Annotated in this window: 14 protein-coding genes; 11 read left to right on the top strand and 3 right to left on the bottom strand. The window is 63.9% G+C overall.

Annotated elements, in window-relative coordinates:
- Nucleotides 1–283 precede the first annotated feature (283 nt).
- Entirely contained in the window at nucleotides 284–1279 is a 996-nt protein-coding gene (locus V7Q81_RS09875; protein WP_333842652.1) for an HpcH/HpaI aldolase/citrate lyase family protein, read from the bottom strand.
- An 18-nt stretch (nucleotides 1280–1297) separates the two neighbouring features.
- Nucleotides 1298–2281 (bottom strand): malate dehydrogenase, encoded by a 984-nt coding sequence (locus V7Q81_RS09870; RefSeq protein ID WP_333842649.1) that lies wholly within the window; start codon nucleotides 2279–2281, stop codon nucleotides 1298–1300.
- A 189-nt stretch (nucleotides 2282–2470) separates the two neighbouring features.
- On the opposite strand from V7Q81_RS09870, the gene V7Q81_RS09865 reads away from it, so the two are divergent.
- From V7Q81_RS09865 to zapE, 11 genes are all read left to right on the top strand, one after another.
- Entirely contained in the window at nucleotides 2471–3205 is a 735-nt protein-coding gene (locus tag V7Q81_RS09865) for a GntR family transcriptional regulator (protein ID WP_333842647.1), read from the top strand.
- 215 nt (nucleotides 3206–3420) lie between these two features.
- The gene (sdhC, locus tag V7Q81_RS09860) at nucleotides 3421–3798 is read left to right on the top strand and encodes a succinate dehydrogenase, cytochrome b556 subunit (RefSeq protein WP_333842646.1); all 378 of its coding nucleotides are present in this window, start codon (nucleotides 3421–3423) and stop codon (nucleotides 3796–3798) included.
- Complete coding sequence (sdhD, locus tag V7Q81_RS09855) at nucleotides 3792–4139, top strand: succinate dehydrogenase, hydrophobic membrane anchor protein (RefSeq protein ID WP_333842643.1); 348 nt, start codon at nucleotides 3792–3794, stop codon at nucleotides 4137–4139. The genes sdhC and sdhD overlap by 7 nt, the downstream gene beginning before the upstream one ends.
- Nucleotides 4140–5903 carry a succinate dehydrogenase flavoprotein subunit gene (sdhA, locus tag V7Q81_RS09850; RefSeq protein WP_333842641.1) on the top strand — a complete coding sequence of 588 codons (1764 nt, stop codon included), beginning with the start codon at nucleotides 4140–4142 and terminating at the stop codon, nucleotides 5901–5903.
- A gap of 24 nt (nucleotides 5904–5927) precedes the next feature.
- Nucleotides 5928–6623, top strand: coding sequence for a succinate dehydrogenase iron-sulfur subunit (locus V7Q81_RS09845; protein ID WP_333842639.1), 696 nt, complete (start codon nucleotides 5928–5930; stop codon nucleotides 6621–6623).
- Entirely contained in the window at nucleotides 6620–6853 is a 234-nt protein-coding gene (locus V7Q81_RS09840; protein WP_333842638.1) for an FAD assembly factor SdhE, read from the top strand. The genes V7Q81_RS09845 and V7Q81_RS09840 overlap by 4 nt, the downstream gene beginning before the upstream one ends.
- 54 nt (nucleotides 6854–6907) lie before the next feature.
- Entirely contained in the window at nucleotides 6908–8206 is a 1299-nt protein-coding gene (gene gltA / locus V7Q81_RS09835) for a citrate synthase (protein ID WP_333842636.1), read from the top strand.
- A 36-nt stretch (nucleotides 8207–8242) separates the two neighbouring features.
- Entirely contained in the window at nucleotides 8243–11086 is a 2844-nt protein-coding gene (locus V7Q81_RS09830) for a 2-oxoglutarate dehydrogenase E1 component (protein WP_333842634.1), read from the top strand.
- Nucleotides 11087–11155: 69 nt separating this feature from the next.
- A complete protein-coding gene (odhB, locus tag V7Q81_RS09825) occupies nucleotides 11156–12460 on the top strand; it encodes a 2-oxoglutarate dehydrogenase complex dihydrolipoyllysine-residue succinyltransferase (protein WP_333842631.1) in 1305 nt (434 codons plus the stop codon).
- A gap of 195 nt (nucleotides 12461–12655) precedes the next feature.
- Nucleotides 12656–14083 carry a dihydrolipoyl dehydrogenase gene (gene lpdA, locus V7Q81_RS09820; protein WP_333842629.1) on the top strand — a complete coding sequence of 476 codons (1428 nt, stop codon included), beginning with the start codon at nucleotides 12656–12658 and terminating at the stop codon, nucleotides 14081–14083.
- A 72-nt stretch (nucleotides 14084–14155) separates the two neighbouring features.
- On the top strand, nucleotides 14156–15235 hold the full coding sequence (zapE, locus tag V7Q81_RS09815) for a cell division protein ZapE (RefSeq protein WP_333842627.1): 1080 nt from the start codon (nucleotides 14156–14158) through the stop codon (nucleotides 15233–15235).
- Nucleotides 15236–15343: 108 nt separating this feature from the next.
- On the opposite strand, the gene V7Q81_RS09810 is transcribed toward zapE, so the two are convergent.
- Nucleotides 15344–16130, bottom strand: a 787-nt coding sequence (locus V7Q81_RS09810; protein ID WP_333842625.1) for a sigma 54-interacting transcriptional regulator, incomplete at its 5' end; no start/stop codon positions are given.

The following is a 16130-nucleotide window of genomic DNA, read 5'->3' as shown; positions in this document are numbered from 1 at the left end:
GCCCCACCGTACACAGCGCCGTATTGCCCGCCACTACCCCCGACAGCGCCACCGACTTCTTGGGTTTCGTCCCTGCTTCCGTTTGCATCCCAGCACTCATCGGGATTTCTCCTGCGTCACGCTGAACGGTTTCTCCGAGAAGGTCCAAATCAATGCCGACCCGTGCGTAGCGGAGCCGTCTTCACCGGCGGGACGGCGCCCAAATTATCGGGTCGCACCGCCGCCGTGTCAAATATCTTATATCTTATATAAGACATGCGCGGGGCAGGGGCAGGGCAAGCGCTCATGCTGCGGCGAACCAGCTTTCCACCTCCGGCGGAAAACGCGCGCCGGTGGCCCGCGCCTGGCGCAAGACGCACCAGTAATACCGGTAGCTCGCCCGGTCGTGCAGCTCGCCTCGGTGACGGATCGGCGCCCACTCGGCGCGCTGCGCGGCGAGCAGGATCTCCGCCGCCGTTTCGATCTCCCCGTGCTCCGGTCGCATCGCGTCGATGATGGGCCGTATCTGCGACGGATGGATGCTCCACATGCGCAGAAATCCATATTCGGTGCGGGCACGCCGGGCGTCCTGATACACGCGGTAGGCATTGTCCAGCTCCAGGGTCACGTTGTGGGCGGGCACACGCCCATGGGCGAGCGCCGCGGCCACCACCTCGGCCTTGGCGCGGCGGATGAGATGGTGCTCGAACTGGCCGGGGCTGCGCATGGCGCTGGCGGGGATGGCGCCATGATGGCCGCTCACGAAATCCAGCAGACCGAAATCGAGCGCCTCGACCGCCGGCAGGGCGGCGATGGCGAAGGCCTCCTGCAATGCCCCGTGGGTCTCGATCAGCACGTGCACCGGGATGGGGCGCTCGAGTCCCCGCTCCCTGGCTCGGCGCTCCAGATACTCGATCATTTCTCGCGCCTGTGCGGCTGACTGGACCTTGGGCAGGGTCACGTAGGCGATGCGGTGCCCTGCCCCGTCGATGATCACCTCCAGGTCACGACGCCAGTGGGGATGAGCGGGACCGTGAATGCGTACCCCACAGCGGCCGAACTGATTGGCGGAGGCGTTCAGCAGCTCGGCCACCATGCGGGCGTGCTCCAGCTCCCGGCCTGCCGGGGCTCCGTCCTCGCAGTCGCAGCTCACATCGAACAAGGGGCCGAGCTGCTGCTGCAGGGCCAGGGCCTTGAGGATGAAGCGCTCGCTGCCCGCGTAATGCTCGCAGGCGGGCAGCGAGGGCAAGGGCTTTTCGCCTTGAAACAGGACCTGGTCCGGGTGCAGTGCGGTGGGCACGGGCGAGGTTTGCGGCGCTCAGGCGAGCAGGTGCTTGATCGCGTCCCGCTCCTCCTTGAGCTCCTGAAGGGTGGCCTGCATACGGTTGCGGCTAAAGTCGCTGATTGGCAGTCCCGGCACGATGGTGTACTTCCCGTTTTTGCAGGTGACCGGGTAGCCGTATACCACGTCCTCGGCGATGCCGTAGCTGCCGTCGGCGGGAACGCCCATGGTGACCCAGTCCCCCTCCCGCGTACCGAGCACCCAGTCGCGCACGTGATCGATGGCGGCGTTGGCAGCGCTCGCCGCGCTGGAAAGACCCCGCGCTTCGATGATGGCGGCGCCGCGTTTCTGCACGGTGGGGATGAAGACGTTCTCCAGCCATGCCTGGTCGTTGATCATGGGCCACACCTTCTGGCCGTCTGCCTCTGCATGGAACAGGTCGGGATACTGGGTGGCCGAATGGTTGCCCCAGACCACCATCTTGCGGATCGATGCGACCGGCTTGCCGATCTTGGCGGCCACCTGGGACAGGGCCCGGTTGTGGTCGAGGCGCATCATGGCGCTGAACTGCTCGGGCTTGAGCCCAGGGGCGCTCCTCATGGCGATCAAGGCGTTGGTGTTGGCCGGGTTGCCCACCACCAGCACCTTCACGTCCCGGCTCGCTACCTCATCCAGTGCTCGTCCCTGAGTGGTGAAAATCTGGGCGTTGGCTTCCAGCAAATCCTTGCGCTCCATCCCTTTGGACCGGGGCCGCGCGCCCACCAGCAGGGCGATCTGGGCATCGCGGAATGCGACGCGGGGATCGTCCGTGGCCACGATGCCGGCGAGCAGAGGAAAGGCGCAGTCCTCCAGCTCCATCACCACACCCTTAAGCGCTCCCACCGCCTGGGGGATTTCCAGAAGCTGCAGGATCACGGGTTGATCTTTGCCCAGCATGTCGCCGCTGGCGATGCGAAACAGGAGGCTATAGCCGATTTGGCCGGCAGCGCCGGTGACGGCAACGCGAATGGGGGCTTTCATGGAATGTGCTCCAGGGCCTAGATGATTGGAAGGAAGGCGAGGGGCGCGTCGCTCGATGCGTAAAGGCGCGACCGACACGCGCTCAAAATTTTAAGAAGCCCCGTTGCCTGCTGTCAATTCATGTCTTATATATGATAAAAGATAGCGTTTAATGGACGTCCTGCGGATGAGTGTGGGACAATGAAAAACATGAGCGACGGAAACCCGGCGCCGACCTTTCGGCCGCTGTACCAACAGATCAAGACCCTGATTACCCAGAGCCTGATTTCCGGGGAATGGCGCCCGGGGGAGGCGATCCCCAGCGAAACGGAGCTGGCCGCACGCTTCAACGTCAGCCAGGGAACGGTACGCAAGGCGATCAACGAACTGGCCGACGAGAACCTGTTGATCCGCCAGCAGGGCAAAGGTACCTTCGTCGCCTCCCATACCGAAGAGAAGCGCCAGTTCCACTTTCTGCGCATCAGCCCCGACGAGGGGGAGCGGGTCTATCCCAAGGGAGAGCTCATCGACTGCCGGCGAATGAAGGCCGACGCGTCCACGGCGAGGCTTCTGGAGATCCCGGTCGCAGCCACCCTGGTGGTCATTACCCGACTCATGAAAGTAGGGGGAGAGCCGGTGTGCTGGGAGGAGATCCGGCTGCCGGCCGCCCTCTTCAAGGGTCTGAGCGCGGCCAAGATCAATCAGTACCAGTGCAAGCTCTACAGCATGTTCGAGTCGGCCTACCGGGTGCGTATCCTGCAGGTGGTGGAGCAAATCAAAGCGGTGGCAGCGGAACCGGAAGTGGCCACCTTGCTCGGAATTGCCCCGGGAGCGCCCCTGCTGCGCATCGAGCGGGTGGCTTACACCTTTGGCGACAAGCCCGTGGAATGGCGACGCACGATGTGTAACACGAAGTCTTTCCATTACATGAACAAGATTTCTTAAGACCAACGGCTTAACGCCATGAGGGCCTTTTTTGCTGCGCCGCGCAAGAGCGATTAAAATAGTGCTGCCCGAACCCCATCGATTCCCTTCCATGAGGGTGCTAAGCAGGCCATGGCAGCAACGAGGCTGAGCCGGTCGTCGAACCCTGCACGCCGGCCTGGGCCACACCGGGCCGGTTCGAGCTCCGCATTTCGCTGCCCTTGACGCCCTCTTCCATGGCTCCTAAAAATCGCCCCAAGTACCTGGATCTGCTACACATCAAGCTCCCCGTCCCGGGCCTCGTCTCGATCCTGCACCGGGTGAGCGGCGCGCTTTTGTTTCTTTTCATTCCCGTCTTCCTGTTTTTCTTGCAGACGAGCCTCGTCTCGGCGGAGGGGTTCGAGGCGGTGCGACGCACCCTCGACTTCTGGCCGGTCAAGCTAGGGGTAATCGGGCTTGTGTGGGCTTTCTTGCATCACTTCTTCGCTGGCCTCCGTTATTTGGCCATCGATCTGCACTATGGGGTGGAGCTGGCTGCGGCCCGTGCGAGCGCCAAGGCGGTGTTGGCGGCAAGCTTGGCACTCACCCTGATCCTGGGGGCGATCCTATGGTGAAACGAGTGGTGGTAGGGGCCCATTACGGGCTGCGGGATTGGCTAGTGCAGCGGGTCTCCGCTGTGGTCATGGCACTCTATACGGTGCTGCTGGTGGTGGTGCTCGCGGCTGCTCCGCCCCTCGATTACGCGGCGTGGAAGGCGTTGTTCGCCCAGCAATGGATGCGCTTTGCCACACTGCTCTTTTTCTTTTCCCTGTTCCTGCACGCATGGGTCGGAGTGCGAGACATCCTGATGGACTACGTGCACCCGACCGGCGTGCGGCTCGCGCTACAGGTGGTGGTGGTGCTCGCTCTCGTGTATTACGCCATGTGGACGGTGCAGGTGTTGTGGAGCGCTTAAATGGGGATCCCGGTGCGCAGGTTTGACGCGGTGGTAGTGGGGGCGGGCGGCGCCGGAATGCGCGCATCGCTGCAACTCGCCGAAGCCGGCCTCAAGGTGGCGGTGCTGTCCAAGGTGTTCCCGACTCGCTCCCATACGGTGGCGGCCCAAGGCGGAATTGCCGCCTCCTTAGCCAATGTCTCCGAGGACAACTGGCACTGGCACATGTTCGATACCGTGAAGGGGTCCGACTACCTCGGGGATCAGGACGCCATCGAGTTCATGGCGCGCAAGGCGAACGAGGCCATCTACGAGCTGGAGCACTTCGGCATGCCGTTCGACCGACTGCCCAACGGCAAGATCTACCAGCGTCCCTTCGGTGGTCACACCCAGAACTACGGGGCGACCCTGGCGGCACGCAGCTGTGCGGCCGCAGACCGCACCGGCCATGCCATGCTGCACACCCTGTACCAGCGCAACGTGCGGGCCAATACCCACTTCCTGGTAGAGTGGATGGCCCTGGACCTGATTCGCGATCAAGAAGGGGACGTGCTGGGGGTCGTGGCGCTGGAGATGGAAACGGGCGAGGTCATGATCCTGCAGGCCAAGGCGACGTTGCTTGCCACCGGCGGGGCGGGGCGCATTTTCCAGTCGAGCACCAACGCCTTCATCAACACCGGCGATGGCTTGGGAATGTGCGCCCGGGCTGGCATCCCTCTAGAAGACATGGAGTTCTGGCAGTTCCACCCCACCGGCGTGGCCGGCGCCGGGGTATTGATCACCGAAGGGGTGCGGGGGGAGGGAGGCTACCTACTCAACAAACACGGCGAGCGTTTCATGGAGCGCTATGCCCCCAACGCCAAGGACTTGGCCAGCCGGGACGTGGTGTCCCGCGCCATGGCCACCGAGATCAAGGAGGGACGGGGCTGTGGTCCCCAAGGCGATCACGTGCTGCTCAAGCTGGACCACCTGGGGCCTGAGGTGATCATGACACGGCTGCCCGGTATCCGGGAGATCGCCATCAAGTTCGCCCACGTGGACCCCATCAAGGACCCGATTCCCGTGGTGCCCACCTGCCACTACATGATGGGCGGCATTCCCACCAACTACCACGGCGAAGTGGTGGCACCCCTCAAGACCGGCCCCGAGGAGGTGGTGCCGGGCCTGTACGCGGCCGGGGAGTGCGCCTGCGTTTCGGTGCACGGGGCGAATCGCCTGGGCACCAACTCCCTACTCGACCTGGTGGTCTTCGGCAAGGCGGCAGGAGACGCCATGATCCAGTTCATCCGGGAAAATCCCCACCACAAGGATTTGCCCAAGGACGCCGCCGATCTGCCTCTGGCACGGCTGGCTCGGCTGGAAGCCGCCACCAGCGGCGAGTCGGTGCCGGAGGTGCGGGCCGAGTTGCAGAAGGTGATGCAGAACCATTGCGGTGTGTTTCGCTTCGGCGACCTCCTGAGACAGGGCGTGCAAAAGATCCTGGAGATCGAAGAGCGGGCGCAAAAGACCTTCATTTCCGACAAGAGCAAGACGTTCAACACTGCCAGGGTCGAGGCGTTGGAGTTAGACAACTTGGTGGAGGTGGCGGTGGCCACCATGATTTGCGCCGAAGCGCGCAAGGAAAGCCGTGGCGCCCATGCCCGGGAAGACTGTCCAAACCGCGACGACGACAACTGGCTCAAACACAGCCTGTTCTTCAAAGAGGGCCGGCGCGTGGACTACAAACCGGTACACCTGAAGCCGCTGACGGTGGAAACCTTCCCGCTGAAGGTCCGCACCTACTGAGCGAAAGCGCCCGAGGAGCCGCCGATGCGTTTTTCCATCTACCGCTACAATCCGGACGTGGACGACCAGCCCTACATGCAAGACTACGATGTGGAGCTTGCGCCCACCGACCGGATGCTGCTCGACGCCCTGGTGCGGATCAAGTCGATCGACGACAGCCTGAGTTTCCGCCGCTCCTGCCGGGAGGGGGTGTGCGGCTCCGACGCCATGAACATCAACGGCCGTAACGGCCTCGCCTGCATCACCCCAGTCAAGGATCTCCGGGAACCGGTGAGGATCCGGCCGCTGCCGGGGCTGCCGGTGATCCGCGACTTGATCGTGGACATGACCCAGTTTTTCAAGCAGTACCACTCCATCCGGCCGTATCTCATCAATAACGATCCGCCGCCCGAGACCGAGCGACTGCAGTCGCCGGAGGAGCGCAAGGAGCTCGACGGGCTCTACGAGTGCATCCTGTGTGCCTGCTGCTCCACCTCGTGTCCCTCGTTCTGGTGGAACCCGGACAAGTTCGTGGGACCCGCCGGGTTGCTGCAGGCCTACCGCTTCCTCGCCGACAGCCGAGATCAGGCCACCAACGAGCGGTTGGACAACCTGGAGGATCCCTACCGGCTGTTTCGCTGTCACACGATCATGAACTGCGTCGATGTCTGCCCTAAGGGGCTCAACCCGACCCGGGCGATCGGCAAGATCAAGGAAATGATGGTCCGGCGTGCGGTATGACCGAGCTTAACCGTTTGCGCTGGCGCTGCCGGCGCGGTCTCCTGGAACTGGACCTGATCTTATCCCGCTTCGCCGAGCGCGAGCTCGAGCGGCTGGGCGACGAGGAGCGGCAAAGCTTCGCCGCGCTGCTCGACTACCCGGACAACGATCTCTGGGATCTCGTGAGCGGCCGGCGGCCTTGTTGCGACGCACGCCTGCAGCCCGTCGTGAGCAAGCTACAATCGCTTTGAAGGCGGGCGCGCTTGCGAGAACCCGCCCGGAAAACCCACGGAGCCGGAGGAACCATGAGCACCAAAACAGCCACGATCACTTTCAACGACGGCAAGCCCGCAGTGGAGCTACCGGTCCTGTCCGGGACCCTGGGACCCGACGTGGTAGACATTCGCACGCTCTACGCGAAGAGTGGGGTCTTCACCTACGACCCGGGGTTCATGGCGACGGCCAGCTGTCGCTCGGCGATTACCTACATCGACGGGGACAAGGGAATCCTGCTCTACCGGGGTTACCCCATCGAGCAGCTCGCCGTGCAGTGCGATTTCCTGGAGGTGGCCTACCTCATCTTGAATGGCGAGCTACCTACCCGCGCGCAGAAGGACGAGTTCGTGAGCATCATCAAGAAGCACACGATGGTGCACGACCAGTTGACGCGTTTCTACAACGGCTTCCGGCGCGACGCCCACCCTATGGCAGTGCTCGTGGGCGTGGTGGGGGCCCTCTCCGCGTTCTACCACGACGCCATGGACATTTCCGATCAGTACCACCGGGACATCTCGGCCCACCGGCTGATTGCCAAGCTGCCCACCATCACCGCCATGGCGTACAAGTACAACGTGGGCCAGCCGTTCATGTACCCGCGCAACGACCTCGACTACACTGCGAACTTCATGCACATGATGTTCGCTACTCCATGCGAGCGCTATGAACCTAACCCGGTGCTGGTGCGGGCGTTGGATCGCATCCTCATCCTGCACGCGGACCACGAGCAGAACGCTTCCACCTCCACCGTGCGCTTGGCGGGCTCAAGTGGCGCCAATCCTTTCGCTTGCATCTCTGCCGGCATCGCCTGCCTGTGGGGTCCAGCCCATGGGGGTGCCAACGAGGCGGTGCTGCACATGCTGGAAGAGATCGGTGACGTGTCGCGCATCGGTGAGTACATCAAACGGGCCAAGGACAAGAACGACCCGTTCCGGCTGATGGGGTTCGGCCACCGCGTGTACAAGAACTACGATCCTCGGGCCAAGCTCATGCGCGAAACCTGCCACGAGGTGTTGAACGAACTGGGCCTGCACGATCACAAGCTATTCAAGCTTGCCATGGCGCTGGAGAAAATTGCCCTGGAGGACGAGTACTTCGTGGAGCGCAAGCTCTACCCCAACGTGGACTTCTACTCAGGCATCGTGCAGAGTGCCCTCGGGATACCGACTCGCTTGTTCACCGCGATTTTCGCGATGGCTCGCACCGTGGGCTGGATCGCTCAGTGGAACGAGATGATTTCTGATCCAGAGCAGAAGATCGGGCGCCCCCGGCAGCTCTATACGGGGGCAGCCCAGCGCGACGTGGTTCCCATCGGGCAGCGCGGTTGAGAGGTGGTCCGCGCCGGGCGACCAGAGGAGAGGCCAATGTTCAAAGAGATGCTCGCAAATTCGTATCTGTTCGGCGCCAACGCACCGTTCATCGAGGCCCTGTACGAGAAATACCTGGAAGACCCAGAAGCGGTGTCGGGAGAGTGGCGCTCCTATTTCGACTCCCTTGCCCGGCAGCCCGGACCGGCGCCACGGGACGTATCCCACCGGCCGGTGATCGAATCCTTTATCGAACTGGGCAAGCGCCGCCCGGCGGTGCCGGTCCAGGCCGTCCAGCTCAGGCTCGCCGAGCTCGAGCGCAAGCAGGCGAAGGTGCTGCAACTCATCAACGCCCATCGCTTCCTGGGGTTGCGGCATGCCGACATCGATCCCCTCAAGCGACAGGAAAAACCCTACATCCCGGAGCTGGACCCTGCCCACTACGGCTTCTCCGAAGCGGACATGGAAACGGTATTCGACACCGGTTCCCTGATGGGGCTGGACCAGGCGCCCCTCAGGGAGATCTTGCAGGCGGTGCGGGAGACCTACTGCCGCACCATCGGCTTCGAATACATGTATATCAACGACACCTCCCAGAAGCGCTGGATCCAGGCGCGCATCGAGCCGGTGCGGGCGCGCCCGGGCTATGGCCCTGAGCTGAAGCGCCACATCCTGGAGCGACTGACCGCAGCCGAGGGGTTGGAGAAGTACCTACACACCCGCTACGTCGGCCAGAAGCGCTTTTCTCTTGAGGGGGGGGAGACCCTGATTCCCCTGTTGGACGACCTATTGCAACAAGCCGGTGCCAAGGGGGTCAAGGAGACGGTGATTGGGATGGCCCATCGGGGGCGGCTCAACGTGCTGGTCAACACCCTGGGCAAGATGCCCAAGGACTTGTTCGCCGAGTTCGAGGGCAAGCACGACCCCTCGGTGCTCTCGGGGGACGTGAAGTACCACATGGGCTTCTCCTCGGACGTTTCCACGCCCGGGGGCCCGATGCACGTGACCCTGGCGTTCAACCCTTCCCATCTGGAGATCGTCAACCCGGTGGTGGAGGGGTCGGTGCGGGCGCGCCAGCATCGGCGCAAGGACAGGGACGGTTCCCAGGTGCTTCCGGTGCTGATCCACGGTGATGCCGCTTTCGCCGGTCAGGGGGTGGTCATGGAAACCCTGAACCTCTCCCAGACCAGGGGCTACGGCACCGGCGGCACGGTACACATCGTGGTGAACAACCAGATCGGCTTCACCACTTCCGATCCCCGGGACGTGCGCTCGACGCTGTACTGCACCGACGTGGCGAAGATGGTGGAAGCGCCCATTTTCCACGTGAATGCGGACGACCCGGAGGCGGTGCTGTTCGTCACGCGGCTGGCCCTCGACTTTCGCTTCGAGTTCAAGAAGGACGTGATCATCGATCTGGTGTGCTTCCGCCGTCACGGGCACAACGAGCAGGATGAGCCGATGGTCACTCAACCCCTCATGTACAAGAAGGTCAATCAGCATCCCGGCACCCGCAAGCTCTACGCCGACAAGCTCGCCGCCGAGGGCGTGCTGCGGCCCGAGGAAGCGGAAGAGATGATTAGGACCTACCGGGACGCCCTGGACAAGGGCTACCACACCAACAAGACCATCCTCTCCAACTACAAGCCGCCCTACACGGTCAACTGGGCTTACTTCATGAACCGCAAGTGGACCGAGCCCGCCGAGACCGGTGTGCCCCTGGAGCGCCTGAAGTGGTTGGCGGAGCGGGTGACCACCGTACCGCCGGGATTCAAGCTGCACCCGCGGGTGGAGAAGGTGCTGGAAGATCGGCGGCTCATGGGACAGGGCAAGCTGCCCCTAGACTGGGGCATGGCGGAGACCCTGGCTTACGCCACGCTCCTGGACGAGGGTTATCCGGTGCGCATCAGCGGCCAGGATTCGGGCCGCGGCACCTTCTTTCATCGCCACGCGGTGCTCCACGACCAGAACCGGGAGCGCTGGGACGCCGGTACCTACATACCGCTGCAGCACATCAAGGAAGGCCAGCCCGACTTTCTGGTGATCGACTCCCCCCTGTCGGAGGAGGCGGTGCTCGGCTTCGAGTACGGCTACGCGACTGCCGAACCCAACGAGCTGGTCATCTGGGAGGCTCAGTTCGGCGATTTCGCCAACGGCGCCCAGGTGGTCATCGATCAGTTCATCGCGGCGGGGGAGGCCAAGTGGGGCCGTATTTGCGGCCTGGTCATGTTCTTGCCCCACGGCTACGAGGGCCAGGGGCCGGAGCACTCCTCGGCGCGGCTCGAGCGCTACCTGCAACTTTGCGCCGAGTACAACATGCAAGTGTGCGTTCCCTCCACCCCAGCCCAGATGTTCCACCTGCTGCGACGCCAGATGATCCGGCCGTACCGCAAACCCCTCATCGTCTTTACCCCGAAGAGCATGTTGCGGCACAAGGAATCGGTCTCGACCTTGGAGGAACTGGGCCCTGGCACCGGGTTCAAGCCGGTCAACCCTGAGACCGATCCGGAAATCGATCCCAAGAAGGTCCGCCGGGTGATCTTCTGCAGCGGCAAGATTTATTACGACCTCCTGGCTGCCCGGCGGGAGCGGGGCATCAAGGACATGGCCATCGTGCGCATCGCCCAGCTCTATCCCTTTCCCCACGACGATTTCAAGGCCGAGATCAAGCGCTACGCCAAGGCCAAAGAGATCCTATGGTGCCAGGAGGAGCCGGGCAACCAGGGTGCATGGCACCGCATCCAGCACTACATCGAGCGCCACATGCGCCCCGACCAGAAGCTGTCCTATGCGCTGCGACCCTCGTCAGCGTCACCGGCGGTCGGATACTTGTCGCTGCACGTGGCCCAGCAGAAGGCCGTGATCGACGCGGCGTTTCGAGACAAGTTCGAGCTGGATTGAACGGATAGTCTGGGCGCAGCGGCGAGGCACGCCCGCGGACGTGGGTGCAAGGAGAAAGCGGAGAACGACATGCTGATCGAAGTCAAGGTTCCAACCTTTTCCGAGTCGGTGTCCGAGGGGACACTGCTCGCGTGGCACAAAAAACCGGGCGAATACGTGCAGCGAGACGAGAACCTGATCGACATCGAGACGGACAAGGTGGTGCTGGAGCTGCCCGCCCCTGCAGCCGGCGTCCTCACCCAGATCCTGAAAAGGGACGGGGACAAAGTGGTGAGCGACGAGGTGATCGCCACCATCGACACCGAGGCGAAGCCTCCCGCCGGGAGGGCCCAGGCACCCGTGGAAGCGGAGGCATCTGCCAAGGTGGAGACGCCCGCCAAGGAGGAGAAGGCAGAGGCGGCGAGCGCGGTCCAGGCGGTCGGGGCGGCGCAGGCGGCTGCCGGTGGACGGGCCGAGGCCCTCGTCATGCCGGCCGCGAAGAGGCTGCTCGAAGAACGGGGCTTGCAGCCCCAGGACGTGCCGGGCAGTGGGCGTGGAGGACGGATCACCAAGGCGGACGTGCTGGGCTTTACCGGCCGCCCCACCGAGCCGGCCTCTGGGGTCTCTCCAGCGCCTGCGACGAAGCCCGCCATGCCCGAGCCCACGCCCGTAAGCGTGGAGACGTTGCTCGCCGGACGCCCCGAGCAGCGGGTCCCCATGTCGCGGCTACGGGCTCGGATTGCCGAGCGCCTGGTTCAATCCCAGCGCACGGCAGCGATGCTCACCACTTTCAACGAAGTCAACATGCAGGCGGTGATAGACCTGCGCAACCGATACAAGGACAAGTTCGAAAAAGAACACGGAGTTCGCCTGGGCTTCATGTCGTTTTTCGTGAAAGCCTGCGTGTACGCCCTCAAGAAATTCCCGGTGGTGAACGCCTCCATCGACGGCAACGACATCGTCTATCACGGCTACTATGACATCGGGATCGCGGTGGCGAGCCCCCGGGGGCTGGTGGTGCCCATCATCCGTAACGCCGACCAACTCTCCCTGGCGGAGGTCGAGAAGACCATCTCCGACTTCGGCAAGCGAGCCCAGGAGGGCAAGCTTGCCATTGAGGAGCTGACGGGCGGGACCTTTTCCATCTCCAATGGTGGCGTGTTCGGTTCCATGCTGTCCACCCCGATCATCAATCCGCCCCAGAGCGCCATCCTGGGCATCCACGCCACCAAGGATCGGCCGGTAGTGGAAAACGGCCAGATCGTCATCCGCCCCATGAACTATCTGGCCCTCTCCTACGATCATCGGCTCATCGACGGCCGCGAAGCGGTGTTGACGCTGGTGGCCATCAAGGAGGCGCTCGAGGATCCGGCCCGCTTGCTTCTGGAGGTCTGAAAGACGGTGCCGGCGACTGGGAGGACGCGGGCCTCGGTTTGAAAAGAGTTTGACGGCGTTCGCCTTCTTGCCGAGGAAGGAACGAGCCGACGGCAAACGGTCTATCGACCTTTTGCCGGAGAATTCATGGGGGGCCCTGGCGTGGACTGGCGGCCCTTCGCGTTTTCCACTGCGTAAGCTGGAGAAACAATAACCATGGCCAAGGACTTTGACGTGCTGGTGATCGGTGCCGGTCCCGGCGGCTACATCGCGGCGATCCGGGCGGCCCAGCTGGGATTCTCCGTAGGCTGCGTCGAGCGATGGAGGACGCCGAAAGGCGAGCCCGCCCTGGGGGGCACTTGCCTCAACGTGGGTTGTATTCCTTCCAAGGCGCTTCTGGAGTCTTCCGAGAACTACGAGCGGGTGCTGCACAAGTTTGCCGAGCACGGCATCGCGGCAGAGCGGGTGACGGTGGATCTTGCCAAGATGCTCGCGCGCAAAGACCGGATCGTGGCGAGGATGACCAGCGGCATCGCCACCTTGTTCAAGAAAAACAAGATTGAGTGGTTACGAGGGCACGGGCGCTTCGCCTCCGGCGGCAATCCCCTGCGGGTGGAGGTGACGGGGGAGGAGGGTGTCCAGACGGTGGAGGCACGGCACGTGATTGTCGCCACGGGTTCCAAGCCCCGGCACCTTCCAGGCATCGAAGTGGACCAGGTGGTGATCGCCGACAACGAGGGTGCCTTGAGTTTCGATTCGGTCCCCAAGCGGCTCGGGGTCATCGGGGCCGGCGTAATCGGGCTCGAGCTGGGCAGCGTATGGCGGCGACTGGGCGCCCAGGTGACGCTCCTTGAGGCGCTGCCCGAGTTCCTACCGGCGGCGGACGAGGCGATTTCCAAGGAGGCGTGGAAGCTCTTCACCCGGGAGCAGGGGCTGGATATCCGGTTGGGGGTGAAAATCCTGCAAGTGGAGCGTAACGGCAGGACCGTGGTGGTGGAGTACGAGGACGACAAAGGCCGGCAATCCCTTGGCGTGGACCGGCTCATCGTGTCCGTGGGCCGGGTGCCCAATACGGACGGCTTGGGGCTCGAGGCGGTCGGGCTTTCCACCGACGCCCGCGGCTTCATCGAGGTGGACCAGTACTGTCGCACCCGGGTGCCCAACGTTTACGCCATCGGCGACGTAGTGCGTGGACCCATGCTGGCCCACAAGGCCGAGGACGAAGGGATCATGGTGGCCGAGCGCATCGCCGGCCAGGCCGGGCATGTCAACTATGACGCCATTCCCTGGGTGATCTATACCGCTCCCGAGATCGCCTGGGTGGGCAAGACCGAGCAGCAGCTCCAGCAGGAGGGGGTAGAGTACCGCAGCGGCCGCTTTCCCTTCTCTATCAACGGGCGGGCCCTGGGGCAAGGGGAGCCGGCCGGGTTCGTCAAGATCCTGGCCCATGCGCAGACTGACCGAGTGCTAGGCGTGCACATCCTAGGGGCCCATGCCTCCGAGCTGATCAGCGAAGCGGCCATGGCCCTGGAGTTCTCCGCCAGCGCGGAAGACATCGCCCGCGTCTGCCATCCCCACCCGTCCCTGTCAGAGGTGGTGCGGGAGGCAGCCTTGGCGGTGGACAAGCGCGCGCTCAATATGTAGTGGTCCTGCATGCGGGGGCAGGTCCTCGAATCTCCGGAGAAAAGTATCCTGGCGCCGGACGGGTCTGCGGGCATGGACTTGCGCACTCTCTACCGCCAGTCCCTGACGCGCCGCGGCTTCGTGGCCGATCCCGCCCAGCTGCGGGCGGTAGAACACCTGCAAAAACTCTATGAGGAATGGGTGGCTTACAAGGCGCGCCGCCGCACCCGGCTGCGGCGGCTGCTGATCCATCCGCCCCTGCCCCGCGGCGCCTATCTGTGGGGCGACGTGGGGCGCGGCAAGAGCTTTCTCATGGATAGCTTCTACTCGGTGCTGCCCCTCGTGCGCAAGCGCCGGGTCCATTTCCACCATTTCATGCGGGAAGTGCACCGGGAGCTCGAGGCGCTGAAAGGGCAGCCGGACCCATTGGCCGTCCTGGCTCAGCGGTTGGCCCGGCGCCACCGGCTCATCTGTTTCGACGAATTTCACGTAAGCGACATTGCCGATGCCATGATTCTGGGGCGTCTGCTGCCGGCCCTCACGGCGCGGGGCGTGGTGTTTTGCATGACCTCCAACGCGCACCCTGACGAGCTCTACCGCGACGGGCTGCGCCGGGAAAGCTTTCTGCCCGCCATTCAGCACATCAAGGAGCGGCTCGACGTGATCCCTCTGGACGGGGCGATGGACTATCGCCAGCTCGCCCTGGAGCGGGTCAAGACCTATATTTGTCCCCTCGGTCCCGAGGCGGAAGCGCGTCTCGCCGAGGATTTCGACCGACTCAGGGACGTGGAGGACGAATACCATCCCCTGGACGTGGAGGGCCGTCGCATCCCCTATCGCCGCCGCGCCGGTGGCGTAGTCTGGTTCGATTTTTCTGCCCTGTGCGGCTCGCCCCGATCCCAGGCCGATTACCTGGATCTCGCCATGCGCTTCCACACAGTGCTGCTGTCCAACGTGCCGCGCATGTCCCCCGCCATGGCCAACGAGGCCCGGCGGCTGACCTGGCTGGTGGATGTGCTCTACGATCATCGAGTCAAGCTGATCGTCTCGGCGGAGGTTGCCCCGCAGCGGCTCTATGAGGAGGGGGTGAACAGCCAGGAATTCCGCCGCACTGCGAGCCGTCTGCTGGAGATGCAGACCCGGGCGTATCTCGCCCAGCGCATCCGGCGTTGATCGCCGGAGCAGCGGCGATAGAGACAATGATCAACGAGAAATAGGCAAAGGGAGTTGGAAAGAGGGCTTTCACGCAAAAGCCCCTTTCTTTAGTGCCGATTTTGCGCCTCAAGCGCTTTCTGTCTGCCGTGCTCTCGTTCGTCTTTGCCCGAGGCCACTTGCCCTCAGCTTGCGCCACAAGGTGGTGCGGCTTACGCCCAGGCGTGCGGAGGCTCGCGTGAGGCTTCCGCCACACTCTTCCAGGACCCGGTGGATGTGGGCCATCTCGTGGGCCCGCTGGAGGGAGCGCAGGACCGCGCCCGGCGCGGGCGGCGGTCCCAGGGCAACCCCCCGCTGGGGAGCGAACAGCTCGGGTGCTACTCGGGCGAGTCCGGCGACGTCCAGGGTTCCCTCATGGGCAAGGAGGACCGCCAGGCGCTCCATCACGTTTTCCATCTCCCGTACGTTTCCCGGCCAAGGGTAGCGGACGAAGTGCTCGAGGAGCGTCTCGAGCAGGTCGTCGACGGGCCGGGGCGCTCGAAGTCGCTTCAGTGCCTCCTCCAGCAAGTGCGCGGCGAGGAGCGGCACGTCCTCTGGGCGCTCCCGTAGGGGCGGCAGGTGTAGATGCAGGATGTTCAAGCGATAGTACAAATCGGCTCGGAACCGGCCTGCCGCCACTGCCGCCCCGAGATCTCGATTGGTAGCAGCCACGACCCGCACGTCCACGGGAGTCGGATCGTTGGCGCCGAGGCGCAGCACTTCCCTTTCCTGGAGGACTCGCAGCAGCTTGGCCTGGAGGGTCAGGGGTATCTCCCCCACCTCGTCCAGAAACAGGGTGCCGGTATGGGCGGATTCGATCAAACCGATTTTCCCGCCCCGGCGCGAGCCGGTGAAGGCCCCCTCCTCGTAGCCGAAC

The sequence above is a fragment of the Pelomicrobium sp. genome (genome assembly GCF_036803785.1).
GTDB lineage: Bacteria > Pseudomonadota > Gammaproteobacteria > Burkholderiales > UBA6910 > Pelomicrobium.
This window is presented reverse-complemented; position numbering and strand designations above follow the sequence as displayed.

Bases quoted from the DNA above. Each gene is read 5' to 3' on its own strand.
- V7Q81_RS09865 (WP_333842647.1), top strand. From the start codon at position 2,471: ATGAGCGACGGAAACCCGGCGCCGACCTTTCGGCCGCTGTACCAACAG.
- odhB (WP_333842631.1), top strand. From the start codon at position 11,156: ATGCTGATCGAAGTCAAGGTTCCAACCTTTTCCGAGTCGGTGTCCGAG.
- lpdA (WP_333842629.1), top strand. From the start codon at position 12,656: ATGGCCAAGGACTTTGACGTGCTGGTGATCGGTGCCGGTCCCGGCGGC.
- V7Q81_RS09840 (WP_333842638.1), top strand. From the start codon at position 6,620: ATGACCGAGCTTAACCGTTTGCGCTGGCGCTGCCGGCGCGGTCTCCTG.
- sdhA (WP_333842641.1), top strand. From the start codon at position 4,140: ATGGGGATCCCGGTGCGCAGGTTTGACGCGGTGGTAGTGGGGGCGGGC.
- V7Q81_RS09870 (WP_333842649.1), bottom strand. From the start codon at position 2,281: ATGAAAGCCCCCATTCGCGTTGCCGTCACCGGCGCTGCCGGCCAAATC.
- V7Q81_RS09845 (WP_333842639.1), top strand. From the start codon at position 5,928: ATGCGTTTTTCCATCTACCGCTACAATCCGGACGTGGACGACCAGCCC.
- sdhC (WP_333842646.1), top strand. From the start codon at position 3,421: ATGGCTCCTAAAAATCGCCCCAAGTACCTGGATCTGCTACACATCAAG.
- gltA (WP_333842636.1), top strand. From the start codon at position 6,908: ATGAGCACCAAAACAGCCACGATCACTTTCAACGACGGCAAGCCCGCA.
- sdhD (WP_333842643.1), top strand. From the start codon at position 3,792: ATGGTGAAACGAGTGGTGGTAGGGGCCCATTACGGGCTGCGGGATTGG.
- zapE (WP_333842627.1), top strand. From the start codon at position 14,156: ATGGACTTGCGCACTCTCTACCGCCAGTCCCTGACGCGCCGCGGCTTC.
- V7Q81_RS09830 (WP_333842634.1), top strand. From the start codon at position 8,243: ATGTTCAAAGAGATGCTCGCAAATTCGTATCTGTTCGGCGCCAACGCA.